Below are 17,158 nucleotides of genomic sequence, written 5' to 3'. Positions count from 1 at the left end.
ATTTTGATGGAAGTACTAAAGCCCTTATCCGATTTCTTTAAAGCAATAGAGAATGATTACCGTATTAGCATTACGCATATTGGTATTTATGTCGCACTATTGCAGTTTAGAGCGGGTAAGGGTTTTGGTAATCCAATACAAGCGTACCGATATGAAATTATGGATTTAGCGAAGATTGCTTCACCAAAAACATATTATAAATGCATGCGGGAACTCAACGAGTATGGTTATATTATTTACAAGTCTACCCGCAAGCGAAATCAAGGGAGTACTATCTTTTTCGTCGATCAGTAACTTATATATCGTATTCCTTTATACTCTAAATAGTAGTATTATGAAACAGTTTACTTTTGAGGACTTGCCAAATATTATTGGAAAATTGTTTGTTAAGCTTGACAAGATAGAAAAGCTTCTCAAAGAAAGGAAAATACATGATTCAGATAAAAATGCAGAGCTGTTAACAATTGAAGGTGCTGCTGAACTGTTGAAATTATCCGTAGCCACTATTTATACTAAGGTTTGTAAAAATGAAATCCCTGTCAATAAGCAAGGTAAAAGACTTTATTTTTATAGATCGGAACTACTGGATTGGATTAAATCAGGAAGAATTAAAACTACCGTAGAAATTCAACAAGAAGTGGAATTGAAATTCAATTCCACTAAATATAAGTAACATCTTTTTTTCTAAACGCTAAGTCTTTTTAAACTTATCTTAGCAGTTGTTTCCCTCTTTTTTGAATCAATAACTTTCGCGTAAATTTGGGTTGTTTTAACATTTTTATGTCCTAGCATTTTTGAAATAGTATAAATATCTGTTCCGAATGATAACTGAAGGGTAGCATAAGTATGTCTAAAGCAATGAAAAGTTATGTGCTTCGTTATACCAGACCTTGCAATCCAAACTGGTAATATCCTGTCTACATCCCATTTCTTCAGACCTGCAAAAACTTTATCATTTTCATTTACTTTAGGTCTTAAAAGTTCAAAAGCTTCATGAGGTATCGGAAGTGTTTCCATTCCTCCAGTTTTCTTTTGCTTAAATCGGATATAGTAACCATCTTTTTCGATATAAACTATCTCTGACCACAAAAGTTTTGCAATATCGGAATAACGGACGCCTGTTAAAATTGAAAACATGGAAATCTGATATACGAGGTCATTAGAGCAAGGAGTATCAAATAGTTTTTTTGCCTCTTCAAGAGTAAGGAAATTACGGTGAGCTTCCTGTTCTTTAATAGAATCTATACCAGCATTAATATCAGTTTTTAGTTTGCCTTCTTTGTATGCTTTTTTCAATGTGGTTCTGAGTTTGTTTTGATATGATAAGCATGTGTTGCTAGATAACTTTTTCCCTGTATCTCTTAAACTTTTTGCATTTAGCAAGTATTCTTTGTAATCTTCCATTAAAGAAATAGAAATATCCTTAAAACAAATATCTTTTCCTTCCAAGAAAGACTCAAAATGTGTAATTGCAGATTTCCAAATACTTCGATTATTGCCGATTTTCTTTTGTGCCAGTTTATTGAAATATTCGAGAAATGACTCGCGACCAATAGCCTGAATATGTAATTGGTCTTTTTCAAATGAAGTATATATGTTTTTTTTACTTATCTCATTTTGTCGTTTCATCTGAATTAATTCTGCTATATGGCGGTTTTCAATATTTGAATTTTTTTGAAGTTGATTTTTTGGCTTTTTGAAAAGATATATTTTCAAAAACTCGCGTCTAGTATACCTGTTATTGTTATTCAAGATTGGAGGATAAAAATCCAAATAAAGGGATATTCTTTCGTTTGAAATATCTTTTTGCCTCAACGTTACATTACTCTTTTCCATGGCTTTTTGTATTAAATATTATATCTATATCATTCTTGGCTACATAATTATATTTGCCTACTGCATACTTTACTATACCTTGTCTTTGGATAAGCATGTACAAAGCACCAGAAGAAATTCCATATTTTTGCTGTATTTGCGTTATTGTATAGCAATTCTCCAAACCAGGAAATTCTTGAGTTGGGCGAAGAACAGATTGATCCAGCGGAAGCGAAAAAAATGAATCAACATCGCACCTTCTAATGACTGTTCTGGTACCAAATTTTGCTACATCTAGTTCTCCTCTAGAAATAATTCTGTAGAATGTTCTTCGACTAATTCCAAATAAAATGCTCGCTTGGCTTATGCTAAGGAAATCTTTAACTCGTACTATCTCAAGTTCAGGATTTTTGGCACTCTCGGTCTGCTTATTACTTTGTTTGATCTTCGACTGCCTTACGATCGATTTGTAACCTTTGCTATTGCAGCCTAATGAGCAGTAGCGCGTTCTTGTTGTACGTGCCGTAAATTCATTTTTGCAGAATTCACAGATGCGCGTAATCTTAATGTTTGTACTCATAGTAATGTGACTTTAGGTGTCCCACTGTGACTATGTGTGTCTCTGTGTGCCATAAATTGGCCAAAAAAAAATATTTTTTGTACCTCAGATTTTGAGGTACAAATAAGGTACAAATCTAATCAAAATAAAACATAATATCAAAAAGATAATATAAATAAAAACGAGTTAAAATATTGTTTATCAATACTTTAACTCGTTTGTTTATTGTTGTTTTGTGATGCTTTGTTCTACTACTTTCCGATGCAGAAAATAACTTTCCTTACTTTAATAGAGTTTTAAACTTCAGTGGTACAATTATGGTACAATTTAAAGCAAAATATCGCAAAATAAAACAAAGATATCCTTATCAAGATAACATAACTCATGGGAGTTGTTTATACAAAAATAGTTATAAACTTTGAATATTGATTATAACACTGACATAAAAAAAAACTAAGTGATGTATGATTAGAGTACTTATAGATGGAGGTTAAAAAGTAAAAGGTCAAAAATCTAAATATTAGATTTTTGACCTTTTTTCAATATCATTTTGGATTTCTAAATAAGTTTTTACCCGACCTGACTTAATCCATTTCATTAACTCATGTCTATAAAAATAAATACGTTTACCTTGTTTATTAACTGGGATTTCCCTTTTACATACTTTACTATAGATTGTTGATACCGATAGATCTAAAAGTTTTGATGCTTCTTGAATGTTTAGAACTTCTTCTTTATTTTCTTCTACATTAGAGATTCTTATAATAAGTTTTTCCAAATGCTCTAATTTATCATGAATTTTGTTCATCATTACGGGTATTTGGTCGAAAGTAAATGGCTTCATGGCGATCTGTTATTTAAATCTCATGTAAAAGTATTTAATACCAACATTGGAGATAATACATGTCCTTTAAAGGGGGAGTTTGGCTTTTAATTTCCAATGATTACTGGTTAAAGGACTATAAGAAATCTAATCCATTAAGGAGAAATGTTGGTTCGAACTGTTCGGTCAAGTAGCCCCGTCCAAACAAATGTCGAACTATTTTATTGAAGATTTGGAAAAATTAGAAAATATTTCCAAGTAAGTATTTCGAATTTAAGTTATAGATTCAATCCTTGATTCATGTTAATAATTAATTGTAAAATAGCTATACCAAATTAAAACTTCATTCGCTGTATTCTAACTGCATTCAAAATAGCTAATAAAGCCACACCAACATCGGCAAAAACAGCTTCCCACATGGTGGCTAAACCTCAGGCACCAAGAACCATTACAATTGCTTTTACTGTGAATGCCAACCCAATGTTTTGCCAAACGATTTGTTTTGTTTTTCTACCAATATTTATTGCTGTAAAAATTTTCGTGGGCTGGTCGTTTTGAATAACAATGTCGGCAGTTTCGATAGTGGCATCGCTTCCTAAATCTCCCTTGGCAATTCCTGCATCGACCAAAGCGATTACTTGTGCATCATATAGAATTGTAGTCGCGTTTTTCATATTAAAATTTAACTAGCACAACAGCTCAATTTGGCAACATCTTTTCCGAAAGTGATGGCTGCTAGTTTTATGCCTTCGCCTAATGTTAAATAAGGATAAAAACTTTCTGCCAATTCTTTTACGGTTATATTATACTTGATAGCCATACTCAATTGCTGAATGAGTTCGCCACCTTCGGGAGCAACAATTCTAGCACCAATCAATTTATCGGTTTCGGTATTTCGTATTAATTTGATAAATCCTCTTGTGTCATTGGCTGCAATAGCTCTTGGAACGTTATTTAATTCTAATTTGCTTACTTCAAAAGGAATGTTTTGGGCTTCTGCCTGTGCTTCGTCCAATCCTGCTCCTGCTACTTGTGGATCGGTAAAAACTACCCAAGGCAAGGAAGAATAATCGGCTTCATTATTGGCTCCCGTAAAAGCATTTTCTACGGCAATTTTACCTTCAAAGGCTGCCGTGTAAACAAATGCAGGCGTGTTGGTAACATCGCCTACTGCATAGATGTTAGGTAAATTGGTTTCCATTTTTTCGTTAACCAAAATGTGCCCTGTTTTAGCAAGTTCCAAACCAATATTTTGCAATCCTAATTTTTGCATATTGGGTGTTGTGCCAGATGCCACTACAACTTTTCCTTTTTCGATAATTTGTGTAAAAGAACCGTCAGGGCATTTGCAATGGATAATGGTTTCATTTCCTTTTTTATCAAATTTTACTGCTCTAAAATTTGGCAGGATTTCTATACCTTCGTTACGCATTTGTGTTTCCAAGGCTTCACTGATGTCGGGCGTTTGTGTTCTCAACACACGATCAGTAAACTCGATGATACGCACTTTTACGCCCAAACGATTGTAAGCCATAGCAATTTCTAAACCAATATAACCAGCCCCCATAATGGTCATGCTTTCGGGTTTTTCTTCTAAATCAAAAAGCGAAACGTTGGTAAGAAAACCTACTTCGTTTAGCCCTTCAATAATTGGAATATTGGTAGTTGCTCCTGTGGCAATGATAAATTTTAGAGCCGTATATTTTACTTTACCATCGACCACAATGGTTTTAGTATCTAAAAATTCTGCCCAACCCGTTAGCATTTTCAGGTTATGAAAATCACTTACCACGTCCATATATTTTTTCTTCTGGAGCGTGGCTACCAATTGTTTTTTGTCTTTAATTACTTGAGCAAAATCTATAGCAACACCTTTGGGTTTGATGCCCGAAAAATTGGAATGTGTTGCGTGATAAGCTGTTTCCGCTGCACGAATAAGGGTTTTAGAAGGGACACAACCTACGTTTACACAAGTTCCGCCAAAGTCTAAACCACCGTTTACCATTAAGGTCGATAATCCTAAACTTTCGGCCTTTATAGCTGCCGAAAATGCCGCCGAACCACCACCGATGATAATTAAATCGAAGTGGTTTGCGTTTGTATTACAACATTTAGTTTCAGCAGTATGAGCTACTTTATAATTTTTTGTGCTGTTAATAGTATTGATAATTTCTTCTTTACTAGTTTTAGAAGGGTCGAAAGAACATTCGCAACTGCCGTTTTGATAACTCACTTTTACTTCTGTTACTCCTTCATTTTTGGTAAGCATTTTTTCAATGCCTGTGGCACAATGGTCGCAGGTCATTCCTGCGATATCGAGTTTTATATTTTCTGTTTTCATTTTCTTATTTTAATTAAATGCTTAATAATAGAGTCAAAAAAATTATTTGCAACCGTTTAGACCACAAACGTGTCCAGTTTGTCAATGTGGAGGATTTACGGATGTTGGTACTTCTCCTGATACTTTGTAACCTGTGGTATTAATAGCTTTTATGATAGCCTCTTTGTTCGTTTTACTATTGTCAAATTTTACAACTGCGATTCCTTCGTTGCTATTAGCAGAAACGGTTACAATTCCCGGTAATTTGTTTATTTCATTTTTAACGTGATCTTCGCAACTGGCACAAGTCATTCCACTCACATTAAATTTTACTTCTTGTATATTATCAGAAGAAACAACAATTAGCTGTTTGTCCGCTTTTGGATAAAAAACTTGTCCATAGTATGGGAAAGCCATCATTAAAAAAGTAAACACCGTTACAATGCCTAAAAACTTTTTAGTTTTCACAAATGGTATTTTATCCTCTTCTTCACAAGTACATTGTATTTCTTCGGTCGTTCGTGGTTTTAGTTTTTGAGTCCAAGCAAAGCCCAATACCAAAACAGTTATTCCAATTAAGTAAGGGCGAAAAGGTTCTAACCACGAGAACGTTGATGCTACGCCAGAAGCTCCAGAAATAAAAGCTAAAACGGGCGTTATGCAACAAAGTGATGCTGTCACTGCTGATAAAATACTTGCTACAGCAAGTTTTCCTGATTTTGAATTTGTGTTCATATGAGTTCTAAATTTGAATTTTGACTAATAATGTATTTAAAAAAGGGACGAAGTATTTGTAATTGTTCTGATTTTAGAGAATAAAAAATAGTTTGGCCAGACCGTCTTGCTTCAATAACATTTCCGTCTTTCATTTTGCGTAGATGTTGTGAAACGGCAGGAATACTCATTTCTAAAATATCGGCAAGGTCGCAAGGACAAAGTTCATTTTCTTCTTCAAGAAGAAACATTATTTTTAGTCGTACTTCATTGCCAGCTAATGCTAATAAACCACTCAATTGTTCAAAAGCGTTGCTGTTATTTTCTAATTTGTTTTTACAGGTATTGATTTGATTTTTATCAGCCAAAACTCTTATACACGTTTGATTATTGTCCATTGTTGTAATTGTTTAAATTGAATACTAAACAAATGTAGTTAATTGTTTTATTATTTAAGCAAATGCTTAAATAATAAAAATAAGTTTAACATTTTACTTTGAAATGAATACTTCAATTTTTAAAGTAAATGATTTAGTATTGCTTTTCATTCAAACTGTACTCAAATTACCATCGGTAAATACTTTGACTTGAGTCATTATAAGCATTGACAAAGTGTTATTAGAGAGAGGTGACGGTAATGGCAGGATGGAAAGATCCTAAAACTCGTAATCGTTTTATGAAGTTAATCATTCCTACAGCATGATATATATTATTTATTTGTGGAAATAAAAAAATAAAAAATTCCAAGTTACATACTTAAATAAATCGTAAATTTATATTAAATCACTGAAGAATAGTGTTTTACATCTAATTCAAGTGTTTTTTAGTAAAAAGTATCGAGAATTTGTATTTCGTTGATGGTTTAATTTAAAAACTAAAACAGAACTATGAAAAAATCTAAACAATATGGTGAGTTCTTCAGTCACACTCTGTGTAAACTGCTCCGAACTGCCAAAATCGAGTTTGTAATCATTACCGCATTGATGTATGCACTGCTGATGCTTACTTCTTGCCGAAATTCCGAAAAAAACCAAGAACAAATTGAACAGAACCACCCTCAACAAAAGGGAGAAGAAAATGACAACTATGGACATAGTGGGCATTCACAACAAATGAATGAAACGCGCAAATGGTTAAAACAGGAATTGGGCGAAAAATATAATCAGTCCGTATCTCTCGGCACAGAGGAACAACTTGCACAAGGTAAAGAGATATTCACAAAATATTGTCTTACTTGTCATGGAAGTGGCGGTAAAGGCGATGGTCCTGGAGCAGCAACATTACAACCAAAGCCAGCCGATTTTACTGACCCTGAACATTCATCATTTTATTCAGATCAGGGGCGAATATACCTCATAAAAAAAGGAATGAAGGGAACTGCAATGGCAGCATGGGAAAACATTTTAAGCGAAGAAGAAATCCTTTCGGTTTATGTTTATGTAAATTCTCTGAAAAATTCAGGCGAAATGATGGAACACCAAGGGCAAAATCATTAGGAAAATGAATGAAAAAAACATAAATAATTCAAATGATAATAACCGATTCAGAAAAGCAATTACATACAAATATATTTCGCAATTAAGCAAAAAGTAATGGCAAAAATTCTAAAAACAGTATGGATATGCACTATAGTATTACTACTATGGAGCTTTTCAGCTAAGGCACAGCAAAGATACCGAACCCGGGAAGGAAGTATAGAGGTTATTGGCTCGTACAGAGATTCCATAATAATAGCCTATAGCAATCGTTTGTTTGTTTTAATCAATTATGAAACTGCTGTAATGGAACTAACGTTTAATCCAGCTATTTTACGTACTAAAACAGATTCATTGAATGTGAAGCTTATCAACTCAAACATGGGGCAGGTAGTCCTGAAAGGACAACTGAACATTCCTTACGTGGAGACATTACAACATCCAGATCACAAACTAAATTTTGAAGCTGAGTTGCATTTGAATGGAAAGGCGAAAAGAATATATATAAACGGATTGCTTATACACATTGCAAGTAACGAAACCATTTCCTGTTTACTTACACTCAACTTTAAATTGCGTTTAAGTGATTTTGGGATCGATTTGCCAGAAGGATGGAACAATGAAATAACGATACAAATTTTTCAGACTGTACTTAAGAAATCAAACTAATGAAATCCATTCAAATCAAATAACAATAGCTTCACTAAGAAAGTGTTGCATAAAAAAATAGAAACATGAAAACACATAGAAAATTATTTAACTATTTAATTGGTCTTCTTTTCCTCGCTATTGCCGGATGCGGGGTTTATACGAAAATCACTTCCGATTATGATCGCAGTGTTGATTTTACAAAATACAAAACGTTTGCGTGGCTACCGAATAAAGACACAGCTCAAGGCGAATACAATAATCAGATTATTCGCAACAATACACGCAACTATTTCACTCATTGCATGGGAGAGAGAGGATACAAAATAAGCATTGATACACCGGATGTTTTTTCTTGACTTAGTTATCACTGCCGTTAAAAAGGAGAAATCAGTCAGTACTCCTGGTTACACTTATCCTTCGGGTTGGTATTATCACAACCCCTATTACTATCATTATCCCAGCAATCACTATTACCTCCATCACTATAATTACAACTATACCACTTATGTAACCCAAAAGGTCGAATATACAGAAGGCGCAATCACGCTGAATATAATTGACAGGAAACTGAATAAACTTGTATGGACAGGAACTGCTAAAGGGGATTTATATGACCCATCTTATATTGGGGATAACTTACATCCTGCTGTGTATGACATTCTTGATAATTATCCCATAAAACCTATTAATGGACACAAGCGTCCGAAAAAAAATTAGATTCTCTATTGGTAATGAATTAAACAACAGACCAAGAAAAATTAATGAATATAAATCTTTTTCACAATATATTTTCAGTAACGAACTTACATTAGGTTCTTAAATCTAACAGTAAGTTCAATAATACCGTACTACAAAATGGAAATGTGTTTGTCCATTGTTAAGTTTTTTATTTACGAACAATTTCTACCGAACATTTTGCATGTAACGCAACTGAATGCGAAACAGAGCCTAAAACAAAACGCTCGATTGCTCCATATCCGTGTGAACCAACTATAATCAAATCGGCTTTAAATTTTTCGGCTTCGTTAAGTATTACACTTTTTGGTGAACCTGCAACTATTTTTGTGGTTACTAACAGATTTGGATTTTTATTTTCAAGAATTTCGGCTGCACTTTTTGCATTTTTTTCTGCATTTTTAAATGCGTTTTCATCAAATTTCGCATTGTATTCGTGAGAAACACCCATTGGTTCTAAAGTGTTTAAAATGGAGGTAATTTCATATGCGGCAAGAATGCACACTTCGGTTTTGGGCGGAAATGGCCTGTTGGCAATTTCATTAATTGCTGTTTTACTATATTTTGAACCATCGGTTGCTAGTAGAATTTTCATTCTTTTTTCTCCATTAAATTCATTCCGCATTTGGGACATTTTCCGGGTTTATCCGAAGTAACTTCTGGGTGCATGGGGCAGGTATACGTTTTTTGAGTTTCCATTTTTTTTATATTTTAATGTTGTTTGTATTTGTATTATTTGGACATATCCATATTTTTATCCATTCCAGTCATTTTGTGTGATTGCATTTTTTTATCATTCATCATATCCATCATTTTAGGATTATCCATCATCGATTTACACATTTCAGACATCATCGTAGTATCTGTTTTAGATGCTTCCATCATTTCGGTCATCATTCCTTTCATCATAGCTGGATTATCCTTCATCATTTTCATCATATTTTCGTGATTTGTCATCATCATTTTTCCTTTACTACTGTTCATCATTGCTTGCATCATATCTTTAGACATATCGCTATTGTTAGCAATAGTATCCATAATTGCCTTTTTTGTATCTGAATTTGAAAGAATTTGATTTACATCAGTTTTGGATTGGCACGATGTAAACAAACCAATCGATACAATAATTAATGTGATTTTTTGTAATGTTTTCATAGTTTATAATTTTGATTGTTTAAAATCTCTTAAATAATTCCTCTAAACGAAACTTTATTTAAGAGATTGAAATACTCACATTTTACTCATTTTACGGTGCTTAACTTACTCATATTACTGCACTCAACAGCACATTTTCGACAGGATTCCGCACAATTTTTGCAATGCTCCATGTGTGCATGTTTTTCACATTCTTCGGCGCAAGCTGTACAAATTTCGGCGCATAATTTGCAGATTTTTTCCGTAAACTCACTTCCGCTTGCCATAGCCTGCATTGCAAATAAACAAATAGCTGCACAATCATGATCTAGTTTTATGCAACGCGCTAACATTTTTACGTCTTGCTCATTCAAGCATTCACTTTCGCAATGCGAACATTCTACTGCACATTCTGAACATGCATCGATACAATCTTTAAATTTTTGATGACTCATCTTTTTTAAATTTAAATTGCGAATTAATTTTCGCAGTTTAAAGGTAGCTTTTTAACTTGAAAAAGTATTGTGAAATTCTAATAAAAATTATATAATTCACACATTATCAGGAATGTATATTGGTTTGTAAAAAATGTAATTGCAAAAAAAGGACGCTTGTCTTTTAGAACAAGCATCCTCCATACAAATTTGAAATTTGAGTTTCTTAATAATTAAAAGTAGCACCTAATCCCATTCCCATATCACTATCATAGTGTGTAGTGATTCCAAAGTTTCTTTTGACAATGTAGCGTAAACCTGCCATATATTCTTTGTCGGTATTCCACATTAAATTCATTCGTAGTCTTTTTGAAACTGGAATGTCTTTTCGTTCAAACTGTAAACGTACATTTCCGTCGGTAAAAACTTCGGCTTGAGCGACTATAAGCATTGGTAATGTGTAATTAACCCCTGCACTAAAAACAGCTCTGTTGTCTTTGGTATTGGTTTGCCCAAAAAGATTTCTTTCTTGATTGTCTATTCCCCCTTTTCTATATCTCCAATCAAAACCTATAAAAGGCATTAACCATTGCATTTTTCCAATGTATCTTCCAATATGAGTTTCGGTTTCATAACCGTGGTGTTCTTTGTAACCCAATCGCCATTCGGTGCCGATACTCCAACGTGTACTTTGATACATCGCTTCTCCATCGTTTCCGTTTGTAGCAAAATCATTTTCTGCCATAAAATGAAATGCTCTATCATCAGCAAACAATTTGCGTTGTGCCAATTTAGGGTTTGGGATTAATGGATTTGCAGGGGAGTTTTCATAACTAAAAACCCTGCCCATTCCGCTCATCATGTGATATAAAATATGACAATGAAAAAACCAATCACCGCTTTCGGTGGCTGCAAATTCGAGCGTATCGGTTTCCATTGGCATGATGTCAATGATGTTTTTCATTGGAGCGTAATCTTCTTGTCCGTTGATTACCCTAAAATCATGTCCGTGCAAGTGCATGGGATGGCGCATCATAGAATTGTTGTGAAGTATCATGCGTACGATTTCTCCTTTTTTAATTAATATTTTATCACTTTCTGAAACTACTTTGTTATCCAGACTCCAAACATAACGATTCATATTTCCGGTAAGTTCAAACTTTAATTCTTTTACTGGTGCATCTTTAGGAAGGGTTGTCTTGATTGGAGCTTTCAACATGGCATAGTTCAAGGTAACGATATCAGAAAGGGCATTGGAATCATATTGATGGTCCATACCTTCCATTTTATGGTCACCCATATTCATAGCATCTTTTTTCTCCTTGTCTGTATCCTTATCTTTCATTCCCTTTTTGTTCATGTCCATTCCATTCATTTTATCTCCTTCCATATCCATGCCTTGCATTTTATCGTCGCCTTTTCGCTTTAGTTCACCAGTTATTTCCGGATACATAACTACGTTCATATCCATTTGGTTAAGCGACATTTGCATTCCCATATCGTCTAAATCTCCGTTCATTTTCATCATGCCGTTCATCATCTTCATCCCTTCAAAATATTTTAACTTGGGTAGCGGAGCCGTTAATTGCTTGATACCATCACCTAAATATAAGGAAGCTGATTTTGTGCGATCTTCGGATGTAACTAAAAATTCATACGCAGTTTTATCAGCAGGAATGGTAACGATAACATCGTAGGTCTCAGAAACCGCAATGATTAATCGATCTACTTCAACGGGCTCTACATCGTTACCATCGCTTGCTACAACAGTCATTTTACCTCCTGCATAAGTAAGCCAAAAATAAGTGGAGGCTCCGCCGTTTGCAATTCGTAATCGGACTTTATCGCCTGCTTTAAAATGTGAAAGTTGGCTTTCACTTTTTCCGTTTATTAAGAATTTATCGTAGTACACATCGCTCACATCCATAGCGTTCATTCGCTTCCATTCGTTATTAAGTTTGGTTTTAAAATAGCCGCTTCTTATGGCTTCTGCATAACTTTGGGTTGTTCCTTTTTTAATAGCAAACCAATCCGAAGCATTATGCAACATTCGATGTACATTATTGGGATTCAGATCCGTCCACTCACTCAAAACTATGGGCACGGTGGGAATGTCAAGCTCTTCTCTTTTATTCATAGTAAAAGAACCGTACATTCCTATTTGTTCCTGCAATCCGGTATGGCTATGATACCAATGCGTACCGTGTTGAATAATTGGAAATTTATACAAATGGGTAGTATGTGGTTTGATTGGCATTTGTGTAAGGTTTGGCACACCATCTTCTTTGTTGGGTAAAAACAAACCGTGCCAATGCAACGATGTTTCTTCGTTCAGCTCATTGTGCACATAAATTTCTGCGGTGTCGCCTTCTGTAAACGTTAGTGGTGGCATTGGTATTTGTCCGTTTACGGCAATGGCTCTTTTAGGTTTACCCGTGAAATTTACAATGGTGTCCCGCACGTATAAATCGTATCGAACTGTCCTTGGCGGTGTGTTGTTTACAATTGTCTTTATGGAGCCTAAGTTTGCTTTTGGCATATCCATTTTGCCCATCTCATGATTTTTAGGAGCCTCATTATTATCCATTTTCATATTGTCCATGTTGTCCATGTTGTCTTTCTTTTCAGAACTCTTTTTCATGGGCATTTGCATTTCATCATGCTTCTTCACTACCGATTTCTTAACTGCTTTCGGTTTTTCCTTTACCAAAGTCATTCCGCATTTAGGGCATTTCCCTGGCTTGTCAGCGTGAATCTCGGGATGCATTGGGCAGGTGTATGTTACGGATGCCACCTTATTATTATCCGTTTTCATATTGTCCATGTCGTCCTTCTTTTTAGAAGTCTTTTTCATGGGCATTTGCATTTCATCATGCTTCTTCACCACAGTTTTTTTAACCGTTTTAGCTTTTTCCTTTATCAACGTCATTCCGCATTTAGGGCATTTCCCTGGCTTGTTAGCGTGAATTTCGGGATGCATTGGGCAGGTGTATGTTGTGGGCTGCACCTTTTGCGCCTTTTCTTTTTTTGACATATCCATACCTTTCATATCCTGTGCTTGGGCAAAGGAATTAATAGACATAATGAATATTAATACTATAATTTTTTTCATTTTTTTAGTTTAAAATTAATTTACTAATTCTTATGGAATTATTTGTCTAATTCTTTGAGCTTTGCTTTCATCTGGTCAATCTCTGCCTGTTGGCTGGTAATGATATTTTTAATTAATTCCTTTATTTCAGGGTCGGTAACCGATGACTCTTTACCCATTAATATTGCTGCAGCATGGTGTGGTATCATTGATTTTAAAAATTCTTTATCTCCAACCGCTGCCTGTTGCCTAATGGCTGCAAAAAATAGAATCAAAGCAATAAATCCAGTGACAACCAGTGAAATATTTAATTTCTTATTTCCGTACATGCTACCCATCACTAGAAGTTCAATTATGAGCATCGGCATGGTCATCAGTCCAGCCATGTAAAATTGGTTTATATTGGGTATTACATTGGCAAAAACATCTACCATTGCATACATTAGTATGTACATAGCTATAAATGATAACACTATCATAATCGCTAATTTCTTGTACATAGTCAAACTTAATTCTTTTGAATGCTCTTCTGTTGTGTGTTTCATTGCCATAATTTTTTGATTTAAAATTAATTTATTTTTTTAATAGTAACTCCAACTCTAAAATTTGTTTTTTAAGTGATTCAACACTTTTCATTTTTTTTAATTCTGCTATTGATAAAGCTTTTTTACCTGCTTCAATTGCACTTGGATAGTCTTTTAGTTCCGTTGCTATTTTTTGTCTCAAATTAGGATAGTAAAAATTTTGTGGATCTAATTTTTCGGCTTCAATAAGCCAAGCTATTGCTTGTTTGGAATCTCTGTTTGTACTGTAATAATAGTTTGCTGCTTGAAATAATAAATTAGCATCTTGAGTTTTTTCTTTAATGATGTTTTTATCTATTACTGCTAAAATATTTTCATCTGCTTTGCTTTTCAATGGAATTTTCACCATCGAATTTTCCCATATTATTTTTAGAAATCCCTCCCCTTTACTGTTAACATCATTTATTTCGATTGTAAATGTTTCATATAAATTGGGTATGCTTTCTACTGGAACTGTAAAACGAAAAACATCTTTTTTGGCATCGTATCCGGTTTCTCCATGTAATGTAGTATCTGTATTTACAATTATTGTCCACTCCTTTTTAGAAGGTATTGTGAATATTGAGTAACTACCCATTTTTAAAGTAGTATTTCCAAATACAATATCTTCGTTGGTAGTTATTGAAGTACAATCACTAGCGCCAGTTCGCCAGAGTTTTTCAAAAGGTACTAATTCACCAAATATTTTTCTGCCTCTTGCTAGTGGTCTGCTGTAAGAAACTTTGATTATTGTGCTACCCAATTCTTGTTCAAATGATGCAGATGGACTTGCAGAAGTTAGTTTTATTTGAACTTTTTCTTGTGCCGAAATTATTAAAGCTTGTAAAATAAAGAAGTGTATTAGAATTATTTTTTTCATGGTTTTTGATTTTAAATTGATTTTAAATTGATTTTAAATTGATTTTACTGTTTTTTATTATTTTAAATTATTTTTTTATTTTCCTCCAAATTTTTCTAATAGTAGGCGATGAGATATACCAAAGTAAAAAACCACTTAAAACGGTTATTAACCCTAATAATGAAAATAGTCGCAAAACAATATTATTCATATTGTCTCTACCCTCATAATCCATGGTATGGGTCATCCATAAAAAATCAAACCATCTCCAATCGCGGTGTCTAATCGTTTGAAAAGCTCCATAATTTGCTGAAATATAAGCCTTTAAATTATTTGGTTCTTGGTATGAAATAACATAGGCAGGTAGTAAATGCTCTCTATATTCATGGTGTTTCCCTACTTCTTTAATAAGTTGTATTTCTTTTACTTTTAAACCTGATACAATATTTTTATCCGCAGTTGCTAATGCTTCTTCTTTAGTGATTCCTTTTTTTAAGTCTCCTGTTTTGGCATTGTAAAGCATCTTGTCATTAACCCAATAAAAAGGTTGATTATTTATTACCCTTAATTCTATAGATTGAATTGCTATCGAAGGATGAAGTAGGGAAGGACTTATTAAACCTGAAAACGACTCGGCAACAATTCCTTTTTTATGAAATTGAATTCCATGAATATCATCAATATTAGACCAACTAAAATACAGACCGCTAATGGTCCACATTAAGAATTGAAGACCTAAAAATATTCCTAAATATCGGTGAGATTTTCTAATCCATTTTACTTTTTTTCCTTTAATCATTTACCTTTTAATTTTTTTTAAATTGTTAAATAAACTGAACCAACTTTGAAAATCGCATTAAAATTGCAATTATATAAAACAGAATATATTAGAATATTCATTGCCTAATTTTCTATTCCATTCCGCCAGTTTCGGACGAATAACTTATTCCATTCGGTTTTTTGCCTACTGCAATTGTATTAATTACTTTTTGAGTTGTCACATCTATTACTGAAACAGTATTGTCACCACTATTGGTAACATAAACTGTTTTTCCGTCTTTACTAACCACTACACCGTGTGCCTTATTACCTACGGTTATAGTTTTAATAACTTTGTTACTGGTTATGTCAATTACAAAAACTTTATTTGAAACAGGTCTACCCATTGTTTCCCCTTGATCGGCTACATATAACAATTTACTGTCGGGCGTGGCATATAATTGAATTGGACCTTGCGCATCATTTGGTAATTTTATTCTTGTTATTTGAGCATTTTTAATATCATAGTTTACTACTTCTTTAGTATCATACAAACTCGCAAAAATAAATTTTTCATCTTGTGTAGTTGCAACTTGCACAGCCACTCCTCCCAGTGGAATGTCTGTTATTGTGCCATCAGAAATAGTAATAATCGACATACTTTTTGCATCCATATTTGCAACATAAAGTTTTCCGTTTTGATGTCTAAAACCATGTGGTAAATATCCTTTTCCTAACTCAAATTTTTGAGTTATTTTATATGTTTTAGCATCGACTTGAAATATCTGATTTGTTTCATTTGCAGTTGCATAAGCATATTCAGATTTATTATCTAAAACTACATGAGCCAGATGCAAATCCTTACCAAGTTCAATACGTTTTTTTATTGAATTAGTGTTTGGATCGATTACTATCAATTGATTTGTTGCTGTACTATCCATAGGTATCGCCGTCACCCAAACGGATTTCCCATCAGGTGCAACTTGTACGTTATGAGCCATAAACATCATTCCTGAAGAGTCACTAATTGATATTTCTGTATTTTTTGTGCTGTCCTGAAGGTTTATAACAGAAATGCTACCTCCATCCTCATTGGCTACATATACTTTTGCTAATTGCATTGTTTTTTTAGGATTATTGCAGCTGCCAATTATTAAGCCAGCCACTACTAATACTACCATAATCTGAAATTTTTTGAGTACTACAAGATTTTTCATTTTTTTATT

General features: G+C 33.7%; 20 protein-coding genes and 2 pseudogenes. 6 read left to right on the top strand and 16 right to left on the bottom strand.

The features are described 5' to 3' along the window. Nucleotides 1–6 precede the first annotated feature (6 nt). Both IWX80_RS12475 and IWX80_RS12470 read left to right on the top strand, forming a co-directional pair. Entirely contained in the window at nucleotides 7–294 is a 288-nt protein-coding gene (locus IWX80_RS12475) for a hypothetical protein (RefSeq protein ID WP_113636981.1), read from the top strand. 40 nt (nucleotides 295–334) lie between these two features. After that, entirely contained in the window at nucleotides 335–673 is a 339-nt protein-coding gene (locus tag IWX80_RS12470) for a helix-turn-helix domain-containing protein (RefSeq protein WP_196853706.1), read from the top strand. 11 nt (nucleotides 674–684) lie between these two features. Here IWX80_RS12470 and IWX80_RS12465 read toward each other — a convergent pair whose 3' ends face one another. The 7 genes and pseudogenes from IWX80_RS12465 to IWX80_RS12435 all read right to left on the bottom strand — a co-directional run bounded on the left by IWX80_RS12465 (nucleotide 685) and on the right by IWX80_RS12435 (nucleotide 6,629). After that, a complete protein-coding gene (locus IWX80_RS12465; RefSeq protein ID WP_196853705.1) occupies nucleotides 685–1,836 on the bottom strand; it encodes a tyrosine-type recombinase/integrase in 1,152 nt (383 codons plus the stop codon). After that, on the bottom strand, nucleotides 1,823–2,395 hold the full coding sequence (locus IWX80_RS12460; RefSeq protein ID WP_196853704.1) for a helix-turn-helix domain-containing protein: 573 nt from the start codon (nucleotides 2,393–2,395) through the stop codon (nucleotides 1,823–1,825). The genes IWX80_RS12465 and IWX80_RS12460 overlap by 14 nt, the downstream gene beginning before the upstream one ends. Before the next feature lie 499 nt (nucleotides 2,396–2,894). Next, a complete protein-coding gene (locus IWX80_RS12455; RefSeq protein WP_099715361.1) occupies nucleotides 2,895–3,218 on the bottom strand; it encodes a helix-turn-helix domain-containing protein in 324 nt (107 codons plus the stop codon). A gap of 314 nt (nucleotides 3,219–3,532) precedes the next feature. After that, nucleotides 3,533–3,844: pseudogene (locus IWX80_RS12450) on the bottom strand (heavy metal translocating P-type ATPase); the annotation flags it as partial. Between the two features lie 35 nt (nucleotides 3,845–3,879). Continuing rightward, nucleotides 3,880–5,538 carry a mercury(II) reductase gene (gene merA, locus IWX80_RS12445; protein ID WP_099715362.1) on the bottom strand — a complete coding sequence of 553 codons (1,659 nt, stop codon included), beginning with the start codon at nucleotides 5,536–5,538 and terminating at the stop codon, nucleotides 3,880–3,882. 81 nt (nucleotides 5,539–5,619) lie between these two features. Further along, nucleotides 5,620–6,252: a mercuric transport protein MerTP gene (gene merTP / locus IWX80_RS12440; protein WP_196853703.1), complete on the bottom strand. Its 633-nt coding sequence runs from the start codon at nucleotides 6,250–6,252 to the stop codon at nucleotides 5,620–5,622. Then, nucleotides 6,249–6,629, bottom strand: coding sequence for an ArsR/SmtB family transcription factor (locus IWX80_RS12435; protein ID WP_099715364.1), 381 nt, complete (start codon nucleotides 6,627–6,629; stop codon nucleotides 6,249–6,251). Before IWX80_RS12435 ends, merTP begins: the two co-directional genes overlap by 4 nt. A 489-nt stretch (nucleotides 6,630–7,118) precedes the next feature. Here IWX80_RS12435 and IWX80_RS12430 point away from each other — a divergent pair, with 489 nt between their 5' ends. The 4 genes from IWX80_RS12430 (at nucleotide 7,119) to IWX80_RS12415 (ending at nucleotide 9,074) form a co-directional block, all read left to right on the top strand. After that, complete coding sequence (locus IWX80_RS12430) at nucleotides 7,119–7,727, top strand: c-type cytochrome (RefSeq protein ID WP_196853702.1); 609 nt, start codon at nucleotides 7,119–7,121, stop codon at nucleotides 7,725–7,727. A 96-nt stretch (nucleotides 7,728–7,823) separates the two neighbouring features. After that, nucleotides 7,824–8,375, top strand: a complete 552-nt coding sequence (locus tag IWX80_RS12425) for a hypothetical protein (protein WP_086452969.1) — start codon at nucleotides 7,824–7,826, stop codon at nucleotides 8,373–8,375. A 65-nt stretch (nucleotides 8,376–8,440) separates the two neighbouring features. Beyond that, nucleotides 8,441–8,713: a DUF4136 domain-containing protein gene (locus IWX80_RS12420; RefSeq protein ID WP_086452970.1), complete on the top strand. Its 273-nt coding sequence runs from the start codon at nucleotides 8,441–8,443 to the stop codon at nucleotides 8,711–8,713. After that, complete coding sequence (locus IWX80_RS12415) at nucleotides 8,700–9,074, top strand: DUF4136 domain-containing protein (protein ID WP_086452971.1); 375 nt, start codon at nucleotides 8,700–8,702, stop codon at nucleotides 9,072–9,074. Before IWX80_RS12420 ends, IWX80_RS12415 begins: the two co-directional genes overlap by 14 nt. A gap of 169 nt (nucleotides 9,075–9,243) precedes the next feature. Here the strand turns inward: IWX80_RS12415 and IWX80_RS12410 are convergent, their stop codons facing one another. The 9 genes and pseudogenes from IWX80_RS12410 to IWX80_RS12375 all read right to left on the bottom strand — a co-directional run bounded on the left by IWX80_RS12410 (nucleotide 9,244) and on the right by IWX80_RS12375 (nucleotide 17,149). Continuing rightward, nucleotides 9,244–9,687, bottom strand: coding sequence for a universal stress protein (locus tag IWX80_RS12410; RefSeq protein ID WP_158234602.1), 444 nt, complete (start codon nucleotides 9,685–9,687; stop codon nucleotides 9,244–9,246). Continuing rightward, nucleotides 9,687–9,779, bottom strand: a pseudogene (locus IWX80_RS17045) (heavy metal-binding domain-containing protein); the annotation flags it as partial. The gene IWX80_RS12410 and the pseudogene IWX80_RS17045, both read right to left, overlap by 1 nt. A 45-nt stretch (nucleotides 9,780–9,824) precedes the next feature. Further along, nucleotides 9,825–10,247: a membrane or secreted protein gene (locus tag IWX80_RS12405; protein ID WP_099715366.1), complete on the bottom strand. Its 423-nt coding sequence runs from the start codon at nucleotides 10,245–10,247 to the stop codon at nucleotides 9,825–9,827. A gap of 86 nt (nucleotides 10,248–10,333) precedes the next feature. Continuing rightward, nucleotides 10,334–10,681, bottom strand: a complete 348-nt coding sequence (locus tag IWX80_RS12400; RefSeq protein WP_099715367.1) for a four-helix bundle copper-binding protein — start codon at nucleotides 10,679–10,681, stop codon at nucleotides 10,334–10,336. 205 nt (nucleotides 10,682–10,886) lie between these two features. After that, complete coding sequence (locus IWX80_RS12395; RefSeq protein WP_302136986.1) at nucleotides 10,887–13,772, bottom strand: multicopper oxidase domain-containing protein; 2,886 nt, start codon at nucleotides 13,770–13,772, stop codon at nucleotides 10,887–10,889. A 38-nt stretch (nucleotides 13,773–13,810) separates the two neighbouring features. Beyond that, nucleotides 13,811–14,296, bottom strand: coding sequence for a DUF305 domain-containing protein (locus IWX80_RS12390; RefSeq protein ID WP_334682353.1), 486 nt, complete (start codon nucleotides 14,294–14,296; stop codon nucleotides 13,811–13,813). A gap of 28 nt (nucleotides 14,297–14,324) precedes the next feature. Continuing rightward, nucleotides 14,325–15,194 carry a DUF2911 domain-containing protein gene (locus IWX80_RS12385; RefSeq protein ID WP_099715369.1) on the bottom strand — a complete coding sequence of 290 codons (870 nt, stop codon included), beginning with the start codon at nucleotides 15,192–15,194 and terminating at the stop codon, nucleotides 14,325–14,327. 67 nt (nucleotides 15,195–15,261) lie between these two features. Then, nucleotides 15,262–15,972 (bottom strand): PepSY domain-containing protein, encoded by a 711-nt coding sequence (locus IWX80_RS12380; RefSeq protein WP_196853700.1) that lies wholly within the window; start codon nucleotides 15,970–15,972, stop codon nucleotides 15,262–15,264. A gap of 112 nt (nucleotides 15,973–16,084) precedes the next feature. Next, nucleotides 16,085–17,149 carry a Vgb family protein gene (locus IWX80_RS12375; RefSeq protein ID WP_143394893.1) on the bottom strand — a complete coding sequence of 355 codons (1,065 nt, stop codon included), beginning with the start codon at nucleotides 17,147–17,149 and terminating at the stop codon, nucleotides 16,085–16,087. Nucleotides 17,150–17,158 lie beyond the last annotated feature (9 nt).

The sequence above is a fragment of the Flavobacterium sp. CAN_S2 genome (assembly GCF_015752255.1).
In the GTDB taxonomy this organism is placed as follows: Bacteria; Bacteroidota; Bacteroidia; order Flavobacteriales; family Flavobacteriaceae; genus Flavobacterium.
Note: the sequence above shows the minus strand (reverse complement) of the source record. Positions and strands in the feature narration are given on the sequence as shown.